The organism is Deltaproteobacteria bacterium (genome assembly GCA_028818775.1).
Classification (GTDB): Bacteria; Desulfobacterota; Binatia; order UBA9968; family JAJDTQ01; genus JAJDTQ01.
Genome location: JAPPNE010000138.1, coordinates 20,822 through 34,389 on the forward strand (window position 1 = coordinate 20,822; position 13,568 = coordinate 34,389).

The 13,568-nt window shown below is 66.9% G+C and carries 14 protein-coding genes and 1 pseudogene; 8 read left to right on the top strand and 7 right to left on the bottom strand.

The window, feature by feature from the left end; translation table 11 throughout:
• Window positions 1-158: 158 nt before the first annotated feature.
• From OXU42_14880 to OXU42_14890, 3 genes are all read right to left on the bottom strand, one after another.
• A complete protein-coding gene (locus OXU42_14880) occupies window positions 159-2,072 on the bottom strand; it encodes an ATP-binding cassette domain-containing protein (GenBank protein MDE0030674.1) in 1,914 nt (637 codons plus the stop codon).
• 103 nt (window positions 2,073-2,175) lie between these two features.
• Window positions 2,176-2,517 carry a GYD domain-containing protein gene (locus tag OXU42_14885; GenBank protein ID MDE0030675.1) on the bottom strand — a complete coding sequence of 114 codons (342 nt, stop codon included), beginning with the start codon at window positions 2,515-2,517 and terminating at the stop codon, window positions 2,176-2,178.
• 109 nt (window positions 2,518-2,626) lie between these two features.
• Window positions 2,627-3,508 carry an alpha/beta hydrolase gene (locus OXU42_14890; GenBank protein ID MDE0030676.1) on the bottom strand — a complete coding sequence of 294 codons (882 nt, stop codon included), beginning with the start codon at window positions 3,506-3,508 and terminating at the stop codon, window positions 2,627-2,629.
• A gap of 201 nt (window positions 3,509-3,709) precedes the next feature.
• Here OXU42_14890 and OXU42_14895 point away from each other — a divergent pair, with 201 nt between their 5' ends.
• The 4 genes from OXU42_14895 (at window position 3,710) to OXU42_14910 (ending at window position 6,745) form a co-directional block, all read left to right on the top strand.
• The gene (locus tag OXU42_14895; GenBank protein ID MDE0030677.1) at window positions 3,710-4,534 is read left to right on the top strand and encodes an SDR family oxidoreductase; all 825 of its coding nucleotides are present in this window, start codon (window positions 3,710-3,712) and stop codon (window positions 4,532-4,534) included.
• 64 nt (window positions 4,535-4,598) lie between these two features.
• Entirely contained in the window at window positions 4,599-5,318 is a 720-nt protein-coding gene (locus OXU42_14900) for a hypothetical protein (protein ID MDE0030678.1), read from the top strand.
• A gap of 46 nt (window positions 5,319-5,364) precedes the next feature.
• Complete coding sequence (locus OXU42_14905; GenBank protein ID MDE0030679.1) at window positions 5,365-6,432, top strand: extradiol ring-cleavage dioxygenase; 1,068 nt, start codon at window positions 5,365-5,367, stop codon at window positions 6,430-6,432.
• Window positions 6,422-6,745: a cupin domain-containing protein gene (locus tag OXU42_14910; GenBank protein MDE0030680.1), complete on the top strand. Its 324-nt coding sequence runs from the start codon at window positions 6,422-6,424 to the stop codon at window positions 6,743-6,745. The genes OXU42_14905 and OXU42_14910 overlap by 11 nt, the downstream gene beginning before the upstream one ends.
• Before the next feature lie 80 nt (window positions 6,746-6,825).
• Here OXU42_14910 and OXU42_14915 read toward each other — a convergent pair whose 3' ends face one another.
• Window positions 6,826-8,463: a hypothetical protein gene (locus OXU42_14915; protein MDE0030681.1), complete on the bottom strand. Its 1,638-nt coding sequence runs from the start codon at window positions 8,461-8,463 to the stop codon at window positions 6,826-6,828.
• Window positions 8,464-8,512: 49 nt separating this feature from the next.
• Window positions 8,513-9,403 carry a DMT family transporter gene (locus OXU42_14920; GenBank protein MDE0030682.1) on the bottom strand — a complete coding sequence of 297 codons (891 nt, stop codon included), beginning with the start codon at window positions 9,401-9,403 and terminating at the stop codon, window positions 8,513-8,515.
• A 275-nt stretch (window positions 9,404-9,678) separates the two neighbouring features.
• Here OXU42_14920 and msrA point away from each other — a divergent pair, with 275 nt between their 5' ends.
• Complete coding sequence (gene msrA / locus OXU42_14925; GenBank protein ID MDE0030683.1) at window positions 9,679-10,323, top strand: peptide-methionine (S)-S-oxide reductase MsrA; 645 nt, start codon at window positions 9,679-9,681, stop codon at window positions 10,321-10,323.
• A gap of 7 nt (window positions 10,324-10,330) precedes the next feature.
• On the opposite strand, the pseudogene OXU42_14930 reads toward msrA, so the two are convergent.
• Window positions 10,331-10,633, bottom strand: a pseudogene (locus tag OXU42_14930) (redoxin domain-containing protein).
• An 18-nt stretch (window positions 10,634-10,651) separates the two neighbouring features.
• On the bottom strand, window positions 10,652-10,861 hold the full coding sequence (locus OXU42_14935; protein MDE0030684.1) for a redoxin domain-containing protein: 210 nt from the start codon (window positions 10,859-10,861) through the stop codon (window positions 10,652-10,654).
• A gap of 69 nt (window positions 10,862-10,930) precedes the next feature.
• On the opposite strand from OXU42_14935, the gene OXU42_14940 reads away from it, so the two are divergent.
• The 3 genes from OXU42_14940 to OXU42_14950 all read left to right on the top strand — a co-directional run.
• Window positions 10,931-11,827 (top strand): polysaccharide deacetylase family protein, encoded by an 897-nt coding sequence (locus tag OXU42_14940; GenBank protein ID MDE0030685.1) that lies wholly within the window; start codon window positions 10,931-10,933, stop codon window positions 11,825-11,827.
• A gap of 76 nt (window positions 11,828-11,903) precedes the next feature.
• Window positions 11,904-12,953 (top strand): hypothetical protein, encoded by a 1,050-nt coding sequence (locus OXU42_14945; protein ID MDE0030686.1) that lies wholly within the window; start codon window positions 11,904-11,906, stop codon window positions 12,951-12,953.
• A gap of 154 nt (window positions 12,954-13,107) precedes the next feature.
• A partial coding sequence (locus OXU42_14950; GenBank protein ID MDE0030687.1) for an FAD-binding protein occupies window positions 13,108-13,568 on the top strand: 461 nt, incomplete at its 3' end.

The following is a 13,568-nucleotide window of genomic DNA, read 5'->3' on the forward strand; positions in this document are numbered from 1 at the left end:
TTCGACTTCGCGCCGCTAACGCGGCGCTACGCTCAGGGCGAACGGATTAGAATGAGTATCCCGTCAAACGTTCGCCCTGAGCGTAGCGAAGCGAAGTCGAAGGGCGCCATCCTGCTCCTGCTCGCCGCCAATGAACCGAAGTTTGCTTCTGATCCGGCCTACGAGGTCGGGCGCCGCTCCGCCTCCTCCTTGAGCGTCTCCAGCTCGGTCCAGCGCTCCAGTGCCTCATCGAGAGCCGCCTTGGCGGCCTTGAGTTCGTCGAGCACAGGCTCGACGGCCGTGAAGGGCTGGGCGTAGAAGTCGGGTTGCTGGGTCTTTTCCTCCAGTGCGGCGACGGTCTGCTCCATGGCCTCGATGCGGCGGGGCAGCCCGTCCAGCTCCCGTTGCAGCATGTAGCTGAGCTTGGTGGGGCGGGACCGCGTCTCGCGCCGGTCCCGCGCGGGCTCCCGGGCGTTCCCGCGGTTGGGGTCGTCGGTGACGGCAAGGGCCTGGCCGCGGCGCAGCCAGTCGCTGTAGCCGCCGGCGTGGCGCTGGATCAGGCCCGTGTCCTCGAACACGAGGGTGCTGGTGACGCAGTTGTCGAGGAAGCTCCGGTCGTGGCTCACCACCAGCAGCGTTCCCCGGTACCGCACGAGTTGCTGCTCCAGCACCTCCAGGGTCTCGATGTCGAGGTCGTTGGTGGGCTCGTCCAGCACCAGCAGGTTGGCCGGCTGAGTCAGCAGCCGGGCCAGGATCACGCGGTTGCACTCGCCGCCGGACAGCGCCGCCACCGGGCTGAGCGCCCGCTTGGGGCTGAAGAGGAAGCCCTTGAGATACCCCACCACGTGGCGCGGCCTGCCGTTGACGAAGACGTGGTCGCGGCCGTCCGCGACGGTCTCGGCCACGGTCTTCTCCGGGTCCAGCTCCCGGCGCAGTTGATCGAAATAGCCGATCTCCAGGTTGGCGCCCTGCTCCACGGTGCCGGAGTCGGGCGTGATCTCGCCCACCAGGATGCGCAAGAGCGTGCTCTTGCCCACGCCGTTGTTGCCGATGAGGCCGATGCGGTCGCCGCGCATGATGCGCAGCGACAGGTTCCGGATCAACGGCTCGCCGCCGTAGCCGTGGGTGACGTTGCGGAGCTCCACCACCTTGCGGCCGGACTGACCGCCGCGCTGCACGTGGATGCGCGCCTGGCTCAGGGGCTTGAGGCGCTGGGCGGCCTCCTCCCGCATGGCCATGAGGGCGCGCACCCGGCCCTCGTTGCGCGTGCGCCGCGCCTTGATGCCGCGCCGGATCCACTCCTCCTCCTGGGCCAGCCGCTTGTCGAACAGGGCGTTGCGGCGGGCGTCCTCCGCCAGGCCCTTCTCCTTGAGCTCCAGGTAGTTGTCGTAGGTGCCGGGCCAGCTCGTGAGGCGGGTGCGGTCCAGCTCCACGATGCGGGTGGCGAGCCGCCGGAGGAAGGCGCGGTCGTGGGTGATGAAAAGGACGCTGCCGGCGTAGTTGTAGACCCGGTCCTCGAGCCACTGGATGGTGCTCAGGTCAAGGTGGTTGGTGGGCTCGTCGAGGAGCAGCAGCTCGGCATTGCCGACGATGGCGCGCGCGAGACCGACACGCCGCTGCCAGCCACCGGACAGCTCCTCCAGCCGCCGGTCCGCCGGCAGGTCCAACTCGCTCAGCACCGTCTCCACCCGCTGGTCCACGTGCCAGCCGCCGTGTGCGTCGATCTCCCGGTGCAGCGCCTCCAGCTCCAGCAAGCCTTTGCGGTCCAGGGCCTCGCGGGAGCGCTGCTGGTAGTGGTCGATGAGGTCCTGCAGGTCGGCCAGCCCGGTGGTGACGTACTCCCGCACCGTCTGTCCGAGCTCCTCGGGCAGCGCCTGCTCCAGCTCACTGACGCGGATACGGCTCTGGTAGTGGATCTCGCCGTGGTCGGGCTGGAGGCGGCCGGTGATGAGCCCGAGCATGGAGGTCTTGCCCGCGCCGTTGCGGCCGATCAGGCAGACCCGCTCCCCGGGCTCGATGGCGAACTCGGCGTGCGCAAGCAGGCGCTGGTCGCCCAACTCCAGCGAGACCTCTTCGAAGCTTACGAGGGGCATGGTGGAAAAAGGGACACCGGCGCCCGCTCAAGCCGGTGCCGCCGCTAGTGCGGTGTCCCACGCAAGCGTCTACAGACATGCGTGGGGCATCACACTTAAGGTCCTACTTGCGGCCGCGAGCGGCCCGTGCTCCGGGCGGCCGGTAGGGCACTTTCTTCTTGACCGCCTCGTCCACCGTCTCCGGCGTGATCAATACCGTGCACCTGATATTGAGGGCGCCGGCGTCGGCGATGTTGAGCGAGACGGCCGTCGCCGTGGCGTCGTCGGGAAGATCGGCGATGATGTAGAGGTCCGTGTCGCCGAAGGCGTAGTAGAGCCCCTCCACGCTGCCGCCCATCCCCTCGATGGTCTGGGTCAACGCCGCCCGCCTCCGGCTGCCGCCCTCCTTGAGCAGCCCAGGAAGCCCTTTCGCGGTGTACGTCGTGTGGAACATGTATTTACCCATGGGTTTCCCTCCGTACGTAGTAGTCTTGGATGATGGGTGATGTGCGATGTTTTTTCAAGTTGGAAACGATCATCCCGCTATGATGCCGAGGCCTGACCCGCCTCTACCCCTATTGCTGCGCGGCGATGAACGCCCTCAGCACCTCGTTGAACTCCGCGGGATGCTCCCGGTACGAGAAGTGGCCGGCCTCGTTGATGATGTGCATCTGGGTGCGGCGCTCGCTTCCCGCCATGAGCTCCATCAGCCGCATGCCCTGGTCGAGGGTGGCGGTGGGATCGTTGTAGCCCCACACGAGCAGCGTCGGCCGTTGGAAGCCGCGGTCCCGGATCCAGCCCAGGGTCTCTTCCTTCTGTCGCGCATGCCGGGCCAGGAAGACATTGGCCTTGAGGCCCTGGGTCTCCATCTTCTCCACCGCCTCCAGGTACTTGGGCTGTTGGGCGATCTCCACGCAGGCGTCGAGCCAGTCGTCGGTGATGTGGTCGTAGCCGTAGGAATAGCGCTCCAACACCCAGCGCTGGCTCTCCCGGCTCAGCCGGGGCTCCGGGGCGTTGGCATGCACGACGTCGTTCCTTCCGACTCCGGGCGCCAGGGTGTTGGTGTCCACCGGGATCACGGACTTGACCAGGTCCGCCCTTTCCAGGGTCATGCGCGCCACCAGGTAGGCGCCGCGTGAATGCCCCACCAGGTGGACGTTGCCGAGCTTCAGGGTCTCCAGCGTGGCCAGCGCGTGCCGCACCACCGCGGCCATGGTGTAGTCCTCGTCACTCTTGGGATTGTCGGTCATGCCCTGGCCGAGCTTGTCCACGGCGACGACGTGGAACCACTGCGCCAGGGCGTCGAAGTTCAGTCCCCAGTCGGGGCTGCCATCGGCCGCTTCGTTGGAGCCGAAGTTGCCGCCGTGGAACAGCACCACCGTCTCGCCGCTGCCCTTCTCGAAGTAGCGGGTGCGGATTCCGTCGACGTCCACGTATTTTTCGTCTGCCCGGTCCATGTCGATCCTCCTTGATGGTGACACTGTAGCGGATTGTCCCGGCAAGGTTAACCAAGCGGATCACCCCCAGCCACCCCTGGATTCCCGCTTTCGCGGGAATGACGGATGCGGAACGTCCTGCCCGGGGCACGCTTGGCAATCCCCCGGCAATCGGATAAGGGAAAGTGAGCCGAAAGGCGCACTATTCAAGGAGGCAAACCTATGGCGAACGCCAACAACGACGAACATCCCATGCTGAGAGAAGGATTGGGGCGGCTGCGGGGCAAGGTGGCCATCATCACCGGGGCCAACAGCGGCATCGGACGGGCCACCGCCCGGCTGTTCGCGCGCGAAGGCGCCAACGTCGTGTGCTGCGACATCCAGGAGACCATGACGCCGCGGGTGGACCAGCTCATCATCGACGAGGGCGGCGAGGCCACCTTCCTGAACGTGAACGTGACCGTGGACGGCGGTCCCGAGGAGATGATGAAGACCGCCATGGACCGGTACGGCGGCGCGGACATCCTCTACAACAACGCCGGCGGCGGCATACGCAAGCAGGCTCACGAGCACACCGACGAGGAGTGGAACTTCATCATGGACCTCAACCTGAACGCCATCCAGAGGAGCGTCCGGGCGGTGGTCCCGCACATGCTCGAGAAAGGCAGCGGCAACATCGTCAGCACCGCGTCGACCTTCGGGCTGGTGGCGTCCGAGAACTATCCGGCCTACTGCGCCACCAAGGCAGCGGTCATCAGCCTGACCCGGCAGATGGCGCTGGACTACGGCCCCAAGGGCGTCCGCGTGAACTGCATCTGTCCCGGCGCCACCGAGACCCCGCGCTTCCGCGGGCACCCGCCGGTGCCTTCGCTGCAGGCCGCCACCCCCGAGCAGCGGGCGCGCATGGCCAAGAGCAACAAGGCGCTGCTGCGAATGGCGCGGCCGGAGGAGATGGCTTACGGCGTCCTCTTCCTGGTGTCCGACGAGGCCTCCTTCGTCACGGGCCATGCCCTGGTGGTGGACGGCGGCCAGACCATCGCGGTGTGAGGACTTGCGTCCTGAGCGTAGCGTAGCGAAGTCGAAGGACGCCGTTTTTTCAGGAGGATAGGCCATGTATTGCTCGCGCGGCACCGTGGGCGTGGTGAAGCCGACGTTCCGTCTCGGGTCGCTGGAGACCTACATCAGGCTTCTTCCGGAGGGGGTGTGCGTGGCGCCGCGTTACGTCGGAGTCCGCGCCGGCACGGAGGCGGAGTTCGACGAAGCCATCGCCGTGGCCGAAACCAGGGTGGCGGAGCTGGTAGAGCTGGGGGTGGACCTGGTGCTGATCCAGGGGACACCGCCGATCCTGCTCAAGGGCTACCGCTTCGACGGCGAACTGACCGAGCGGTTGACCCGGCAGCACGGCGTGCCGATCCTCACCGCGACCACCGTGCAGGTAGAGGCCTTCCGCGTGCTGGGTGTGGAAAGGTTCGTGATCCTCTCCTACATCCAGGGCGCCATGAACGCGAAGTTCGCCAATTTCTTCGAGCAGGCCGGATTCACGGTGACCGGTATCCCGGAGCTCGAAGGCGTGGCCTTCGAGGACGTCGGCGACATCCCGGCCGGGGACATCTACAACGGGGCCAAGAAGGCCCTCGTCGATCACGGCGGCGAGGGAATCTGTCTCCTGGGTGCGGGGTGGGACTGTCTGCCCGTCATCGAATCCCTCGAGGAGGAGCTCGGGGTGCCGGTGATCACCAATCTCAACGCGGAGGTCTGGGCGACCCGGAAGCGTCTCGGGATTGATGAGCCCGTGGAAGGCTTCGGGCGGTTGCTGCGGACGCTGCCATAGGCGGGGGCTCGAACCAGCGGAAAGCGTCAAGAAAGAGAGAACGGACATGGCAGAGATACTCGGACTGGGCATCACGCACTATCCCGGACTCGGGTTCCAGGGGAACATGACCCGGCGCATCCGGATGTGCCTGGAGGACCCCGCGCTGCCGGAACGGCTGCGCCACATGGAAAACTGGCCCGCGCCCATGCGTGAGCAGTGGGGCACGGACAACGGCCAGGGCCACTCGGACGCGCACCGCCAGGACCTCATCGACCGCTTCCGCGTCGCCCGGCGCGCCCTGGACGAGTTCCAGCCCGACCTGTGCGTGCTGTGGGGCGACGACCAGTACGAGAACTTCAAGGAAGACTGCGTGCCGGCCTTCTCCATCCTCGCCTACGACTCGGTGGAGGCGCAGCCGTGGACCCATACCCGCCGCGGCGCCAACATGTGGGACGAGCCCGACGAGAAGGTCTTCACCATCAAGGGGCACCAGGAGGCGGGCAAGTACCTGGCGTCAAGCCTGCTGGAGAGCGGCTTCGACGTGGCCTACTCCTACAAGCCGCTGCACCGTGGCCTGGGCCACGCCTTCGTCAACTCCATCCTGTACCTCGACTGGGACCGGCAGGGGTTCCCCTACCCGCTGGTGCCCTTCACCGTGAACAGCTACGGCCGCAAGCTCGTGGGCAGCCGCGGCGTGCCGCTGACGCCTTCCGCCGCCCAAGAGATCGCCGACCAGTTCGACCCGCCGGGCCCCCAGCCCTGGCGCTGCTTCGACATCGGCGCGGCCACCGCCCGCGCCTTCGCCGAGAGCCCGTGGCGCGTGGCCCTCATCGCCTCGTCGAGCTGGTCCCACTCGTTCCTGACGGCCAAGCACTCGTTCATGTACCCGGACGTGGAGTCGGACAAGCGCTACTTCGCGGCGCTCCGGGACGGCGACTGGGAAACCTGGCGCAAGACCAGCCTGCCCGAGGCCGAGGACCGCGGCCACCACGAACTGCTCAACTGGTTCGCCCTGGCCGGCGCCATGTCCGAGATCGACCGCAAGCCCGACGACATCGTCTTCCTGGAGTCGTGGATCTCCAACTCCGACAAGGTGTTCGCGCTGTTCCGGCCACCGGAGCATGTCCCCTAACCTCTACGACCTGCCCGATCCGCTCCCGGACGACGAGGAATTCACCGACCTGATTCCCGACCGGGGCGTGAAGGTCGAGCGCATCGTCTCCCGCGGCCGGACTGCACCCGCCGGCGAGTGGTACGACCAGAACCGCGACGAATGGGTCGTGCTCGTCCAGGGCGAGGCCGTGCTGGAATACGAAAATGGAGAGACGCTACGCCTCGGCGCCGGAGACCACGTGCTGATACCCGCCCACCGCCGCCACCGGGTCAACTACACCAGCCGCACGCCGCCGTGCATCTGGATCGCCGTGTTCGGCAAGTTGGCGTAGTCATTCGCCCGACGCCATAGGCCCCGACGGGTTGACGCCTCGTCTTGCCTGCCTCACGGGTATCAAGGACTCGTTTGTCCTCAGCGATCCTCCCGCAAGCCGGGTTGGTCTCGTCCGGGCCGGGCCACCGGCCGTTCCCTGGACGCCAAGCGGATGCCGAAGTTGGCCGGGGGAACGGGGGCGTCCGGCTCTATCCGGGCCATGATCCGGGCCTGTGAACGGCCGACGATGGTAGGGGCGTAGTCGAGCCACTGGCGGACCGGCGGGTCGTCCCGGTCTCGCCGCAGCACGCGCATGCCCGCGAATTCCCGGTCAAGGGAGTAGCCGGCAACGGAAAGGGCCGGGGCCGCGGACACGATGTGGCTCACCAGGACGGAGGGGGCCGCGTCGGTCGCGAGGGCCCTTCCGGAGAATAGATCATAGAACGGGATCTTGCGGTGCAGGTAGTAGTACCCCGGCAGCCTGTAGTACGGGCGGTCGGGCTGCCACACACCGGTGACGCCGGCCGCGCGGGCGAGGTAACGGTAGGCGGCGAAAACGGGGTCCTGGTTGCGCACGAAGCCCATGTGGCGCGTCTCTCTCGACCACGCCCGGTACACCCGGTCCTGGTACGGCAGGGCATTCATGATTCCCGCCAGCGAAACGGCTGCAAACACGGCCGCCACGGTTTCCGCAAGCCGGTGCGGGCCGCCCACCCGTGATGCCAGGCGCGTCGCGACGTCGGCGCCGATCAGAAGCCAGAGCGGGACGACGACGAAGACGAAGCGGTACTCCTTGTGGGCTTGCAGGGAATGGAGCAGCAGGATCAGCGCGATCAACGCCAGCAGCAGCCCGTAGCGCCTGGGGTGGCGGAGAGACGCCGCGACGCACAGCAGGCTCAGGCCGCCGCCGGCGAGTACGAACCACAGGATGAACTGCCAGGGCGGACTCTCGCCGGCGCGCATCGGGCCGAGAATGAGGTTGAAGCGAAGGTTGGTGAGATACGAGTGGAACAGGCCGGCGTCCCAGGTCACCGCGTCGAACACCCCCACCGCGAAGAGGAATGCCGCCGTGGCCGCCGCGAGCCGCGCCTTCTTCCCGGTACGCAGAAACACGATGCCCAGCAACACGAGCGCGAGCGGCGCGTACTGCATCCTTATGGCGGAGGCGATGGCAGCGAGGAAGGCCGCCTGCCAGACCGTCCGGGTATCGTTCAAGGCGGGGCGCACGCACAGCGCCAGCAGCGCCACAAGGGGAACGGTGGCGACGAACTCGGTCATGGGTTTGTGCGCGAAGCCGACGAGCTCGTACCAGAACGCGCCGGCCACCAACGCCGCCCGCGCCGACGCCTCGCCGAAGTGTCGCCGGGCAAAGAAGTACATGCCCGCGGGAATCCCGAGGGAGATGGCGCAGAACATCAGCTTGACCGCGCCGACGTACCACCGCGGCTCGCCAAGGCCGACGACGTCCAGCAGTTTCAAGACACCCGCTACCGCTCCCGGAACGATCCACGAGCGCGCGCCGTAGAAGAACTCCCAATAGGTGACGCCGTTGCCGAAAACCAGGCGGTGTGCCGGTTCCAGGTACTGCATGATCTCGTCCGGGTGCAGGACGAAGTCGCCGGACAAGGCCACGATTGCGCGCGCCGCGAAGGCGAGCGCGAGCACGGCCGGCAGGTATTTCCAGGGCCGGCCGTCCGGCTCCCGCGCGTGCAGCAGGACGTCCAGTCGCGGTTTCATATACGACGTTCGTATCCGCCGCAGCCTGGCCCGGCAAGGGTATCGACCACTACCCCCGCGCCTGAAACAGGAAGAAGACGCCGGCCACCACCAGCACCGCGGCCAGCCCGTCCTTGAGGGTGACGGCCTCGTCCCCCTGCAGGAGCAGCCGCGCCAGCGAGAACGTGATCAGCGGCTGCACGTTCCAGATGGGGGCGACGATGATGGCCGGCGCATGGGCCACCGCGAGGTAGGTGAGGACCGATCCCACTCCCTGGGCGACTCCCGAGAGCAACAGGACCGCGTAGCCTTTCGCCGAGATCCGGATTCCCTCCCGCCAGTCGATGCGCAGGAGGCGCCCGCAGGTGACCACCAGCACCAAGCCGGTGAGGTGCGTCACCAGCGCGCCGGGAATGGGCGTGCCGCCGGAGAGGATCGCGACCTTCTTGAGGATCGGGCCGAAACCGAAGAATATGATGGAAAGGAGCGGGTTGAGAAAGGCCTTGTAGGGCACGGGTCCGCGTGGATCGCCGTCCGGCGCGGCGCGCGTGATGAGCAGCAGCCCGCCCACGATCAGGACGACGCCGACGAGGATGCCCGGCGTGGCGGTCTCGCCCAGCAGAACAATGGCATAGACCGCGGTGAGCAGCGGTGCGGAGTTGGCAATGGATTGGGCCTTGGAGGCGCCGATCTCGTCGATGCCCTTGAGCACGAAGGTGCGCCCCAGGAAGCTCCCCACCAGACCCACGGAAACGAACACCCCGAACGCCGTCCAGGGCATTTGCAGCCGCACCGCCCCGAACGACAGGACGATGATCAGCACCATGGTCAACACCGAGCCGGCCTGCTGCAGCAACACCGCGCCGCTCACGTTGGCGTCCCTGAGCCCGCGCTTCACCAGCACCGGAGAGATGCCCCAGAAAAGCGCCGCCGCCAGCGCATAGGCGATGCCGGTCTCCATGGCTAGTGTCCTGTACCATACAAATCGGCGGCCATCCGCCAGCGGCGTCGGGCTTGGCGGAGCAAGGTCCGTACCAAATGCAAAGTCCGGTTGCATAGAGTGCTACCAAACGCAAGTTGACCGGCGTTTGGTACACGTCGCTTTCCGCGCCGCCGGGTCCCATATCCGTCCGATCCCCGCTCTTTCGTCTTGCAACCCTCCTCCAACGTGGCATGGTTAAGGGATCGGACATCGGAGAATCGTGACCCGCGCGTTCCTGGCGAAAGGAGAACCCGATGCTTTGGGGCTTGCTGAGCAAGAAGACGAAGATGCCGGACCCGGCCAGGGTGCTGCCCGGCCGGCAGGAGAAGATGCCGGTGCCGGAGGCGCATTTCGTCAACGGCCATCCGCTGGAGCCGCCGTACCCCGAGGGCATGGAGAAGGCGGTGTTCGGGTTGGGCTGCTTCTGGGGCGCGGAGCGCTGTTTCTGGCAGCTCGACGGAGTCTACACCACCGCCGTGGGCTACGCCGGCGGCTTGACGCCGAACCCCAGCTACGAAGAGGTATGCACCGGCAGGACCGCACACAACGAAGTGGTGCTGGTGGTGTTCGATCCCAAGGTGGTGATCTACAGCGACCTGCTCAAGGTGTTCTGGGAAGCCCACGACCCCACCCAGGGCATGCGCCAGGGCAACGACGTGGGCACACAGTACCGCTCCGGGATCTACACTTACGGCGACGCGCAAAAGCAGGCGGCCGAGGCGTCACGCGAACGCTATCAGGAGGAGATAGCGAAGGCGGGCTACGGCGCCATCACCACCGAGATCCTGGACGCCGGCGAGTTCTACTTCGCCGAGGACTACCACCAGCAGTACCTCGCCAAGAACCCTTGGGGCTACTGCGGGCTGGGCGGCACCGGGGTGAGTTGCCCCGCGGGTTAGCCCGAAGCTACTCCGCCAGCAGCCGCTGGATGATCTCCTCCATCTCGTCGTAGCCGCCTTCACCGAAGCGCGTGTACTGGATCACGCCCTTCTTGTCGATGATGTGAAGGGTGGGCCAGTAGCGCGTGCCGTAGCGTTTCCAGGTGGCGAAGTCGTTGTCCTGTGCTACCGGGAACTTGATTCCCAGCTCCTTGCAGGCGTTCTTGACGTTTTCGAGCGAGTGCTCGTGGGAGAACTCGGGCGAGTGGATGCCCACGACGACGAGGCCCCGGGGGCCGTATTCCTGGTGCCATCCCACCAACGATGGGAGTGTGTTGACACAGTTGTATCAGCCGTAGGTCCAGAACTCGATGAGGACCACCTTCCCCCTGAGGTCCTTCAACCTGAGCGTCGCCCCTTCCGTGTTGATCCAGGTATCGTTGGTCCACTCCGGCGCCTGCTTGCCTACCAGCGAAGCCGGGGCGTTGCCGAACGCCCACAGGACCGCCAGACCCACGAGGATCGCGAACGCGAGCGCCCGCCACTTGAACTGCTTCATGTGATTCATCCCTCCCGATTCATTATGCCCGCGTTGCCGGACGGGGGCAATGGGTGTTAGGTGTCCTGCATGCTGTACGACTACGTCGCACTACCCGACCGCCCGCCGCTCCGCTGGCCGCAAGGCGCGCGGGTGGCGCTGATCTTCACCATCAACATCGAATACTGGGAGATGACCCGAGACAGCGCCGAGCCCCTCTACCCCGGCGGGCCGGCCACCATCCCGCACATGCTGCCCGGCAACGTCCCCGACTACGCCAACTGGACCTGGCGTGAGTACGGCCAGCGCGTGGGCGTGTGGCGCATCATCGACGTGTTCGACCGGGCCGGCGTGCCCGCCACCTGCACCATGAATGCGCTCACCGGCATCGAGCGACGCCGCATCATCGACGCCGCCAACGAGCGCGGCTGGGAGATCCTGGCCCACAACTACGCCCAGAACGACGTGCTCACCTACTACGCGAACCAGCCGGACAGGGAGCGCGAGGTGATCCGCCGCACCCTGGACGCCTACGCCGGGGCGGTGGGACGGCCGGCGCGGGGGTGGCTGTCGTCGTCGCTCCGCAGCACCCACGAGACGCCCCACATCCTGAAGGAGCTGGGACTGCTGTTCCAGGCGGACTATCTCAACGACGACCAGCCCTATCTGCTCAACACCCGCCACGGCCCGCTGGTGTGCATTCCCTACTCCAACGACGTCAACGACTTCGCGGTCTTCTCCCGCGGCGGCCGCACCACCTCCCAGGCCCTGGAGCTGTTCAGGGAGCAGTTCGACCAGCTCTACCTGGAAGGAGCCACCAGCGGCCGCATCATGAACGTCGGCATGCACCCCCACGTCATGGGCCAGGCCTACGCCATCCGCGCCCTGCGCGAGTTCGTGGACTACGTTAAAACCTTCGACGGGGTGTGGTATCCCAAGCGCGAAGAGATGGCGGAGTGGTTCCTGGGAACGGTGAACAAGAGATAGTGCTCAAACCAAGACACTGCTGACGCTCCGAGTCGTCATTCCCGCGGAAGCGGGAATCCAGGGGTGGGGAGGCATCATGAAACCCTATCGAGTGGCGTTGATTCAGCAACAGACACGCGTCATCGTCGAGCCCGGGGAGCGCAACGCGATCATCGACGAGAACCTCGGGCGCATCTTCGAGCTGCTGGACTGGACCGCGTTGCGTCTGGGCGACGTGAAGCTGGCGGTGTTCTCGGAGTACGGCATCATCGGCCAGTACCGGCCGCGCTCGGTGGACGAGTGGCTCGCGCTGGCCGAGACCATCCCGGGCGACGTCACCGAGCAGATCGGGCGCAAGGCCCGGGAGCGCGGCTGCCACATCGTCGGCAACCTCTACGAACGCGACGACGACTGGCCCGGCCGCCTCTTCAACACGAGCTTCATCATCGACCCGGACGGCGACATCATCCTCAAGTACCGGAAGAACAACGGCCCCAACAATCTCAACACCACCTACACGGGGCCCGGCGACGTCTACACCGAGTACACGGAACGCTACGGCGAGGACGCCATGTTCCCGGTGGCGGACACCGAGATCGGCCGGCTGGCGTGCCTCACCTGTACCGACGTGGTGTTCCCGGAGATGGCCCGCTGCCTGGCGCTGCGCGGCGCCGAGCTGCTGATCCATCCCACCGCCGAGCCCTATGCGCCCGAGGGCGAGGCCTGGGACGTGCTCCGGCGCGCCCGCGCCTACGAGAACCTGTGCTACTTCCTGTCGGTCAACTGCGGCGCCTTCGTGGGCTCCAACCGCCCCACCGGCGGCTACCGCGGCATGACCCAGCTCATCGACTACATGGGCCACGTGCAGTCGGCGGCCACCGCGCCCGGCGAGGCCGTGGTCACCGGCATGGTGGACATCGACAACCTGCGCTGGGAGCGCACGCGCATGGCCGATTCGGGCCACGTGTGGAACTTCCTCATCGAGCTGCGCAGCGACATGTACGCGCCGGTCTACGCCAAGGCCAAGCGCTGGCCCAACGACGGCTGGCGCGACCGCATGCTGCAGGACACGGTGGAGACCCGCGCCGAGGCACGCAAGATCATCGAGCGACTGGTGGGGGAAGGGCGCCTGGTGAAGCCCGAATGATGGCGTCCTTCGACTTCGCTTCGCTACGCCTGTCCTGAGCCTGTCGAAGGGCTCAGGACGAACGGGTAATGGCCCCTACAACCGTTCGTCCTGAGCGTAGCGAAGCGAAGTCGAAGGACGCCATTTCGAAGGACCCAGTGAAGGTGCCGCGGGAATGAGCAAGGCCATCGTTTCTTCGCGCGAGACCGACGTGGCGGTGGTGGGCTACGGCGGCGCGGGCGCCACCGCCGCTATCACCGCCGCCGACCTCGGCGCCAAGGTGCTGATCGTGGAGAAGGCCGCTTCGGGCGGCGGCAACACCCGGCTTTCCGCCGGCTCGGTGCGCACCTTCGGCGCCCTCGACCGCGCCGTGGAGCACATCACGTTCCTGTGCGGCGGCGCCACCGACCCGGAGGTCATCGAAACCCTGGTGCGCGAGAGCCACGACAACGAGGCGTGGCTGCGCTCCCTCGGCGGCGAGGTGGCCGTCGACCCGCTCCAGGCCGCGCCGGCGAGCTATCCCGTCTACCCCACGGGCGCCGCCTCGCCCGAGCAGCCCGGCGCCGACGGCGTCGGCCCCCGGCTCCGGGTCAAGGGCGAGACCACCGCCAACGGCCGCGACCTGTGGGAGCTGCT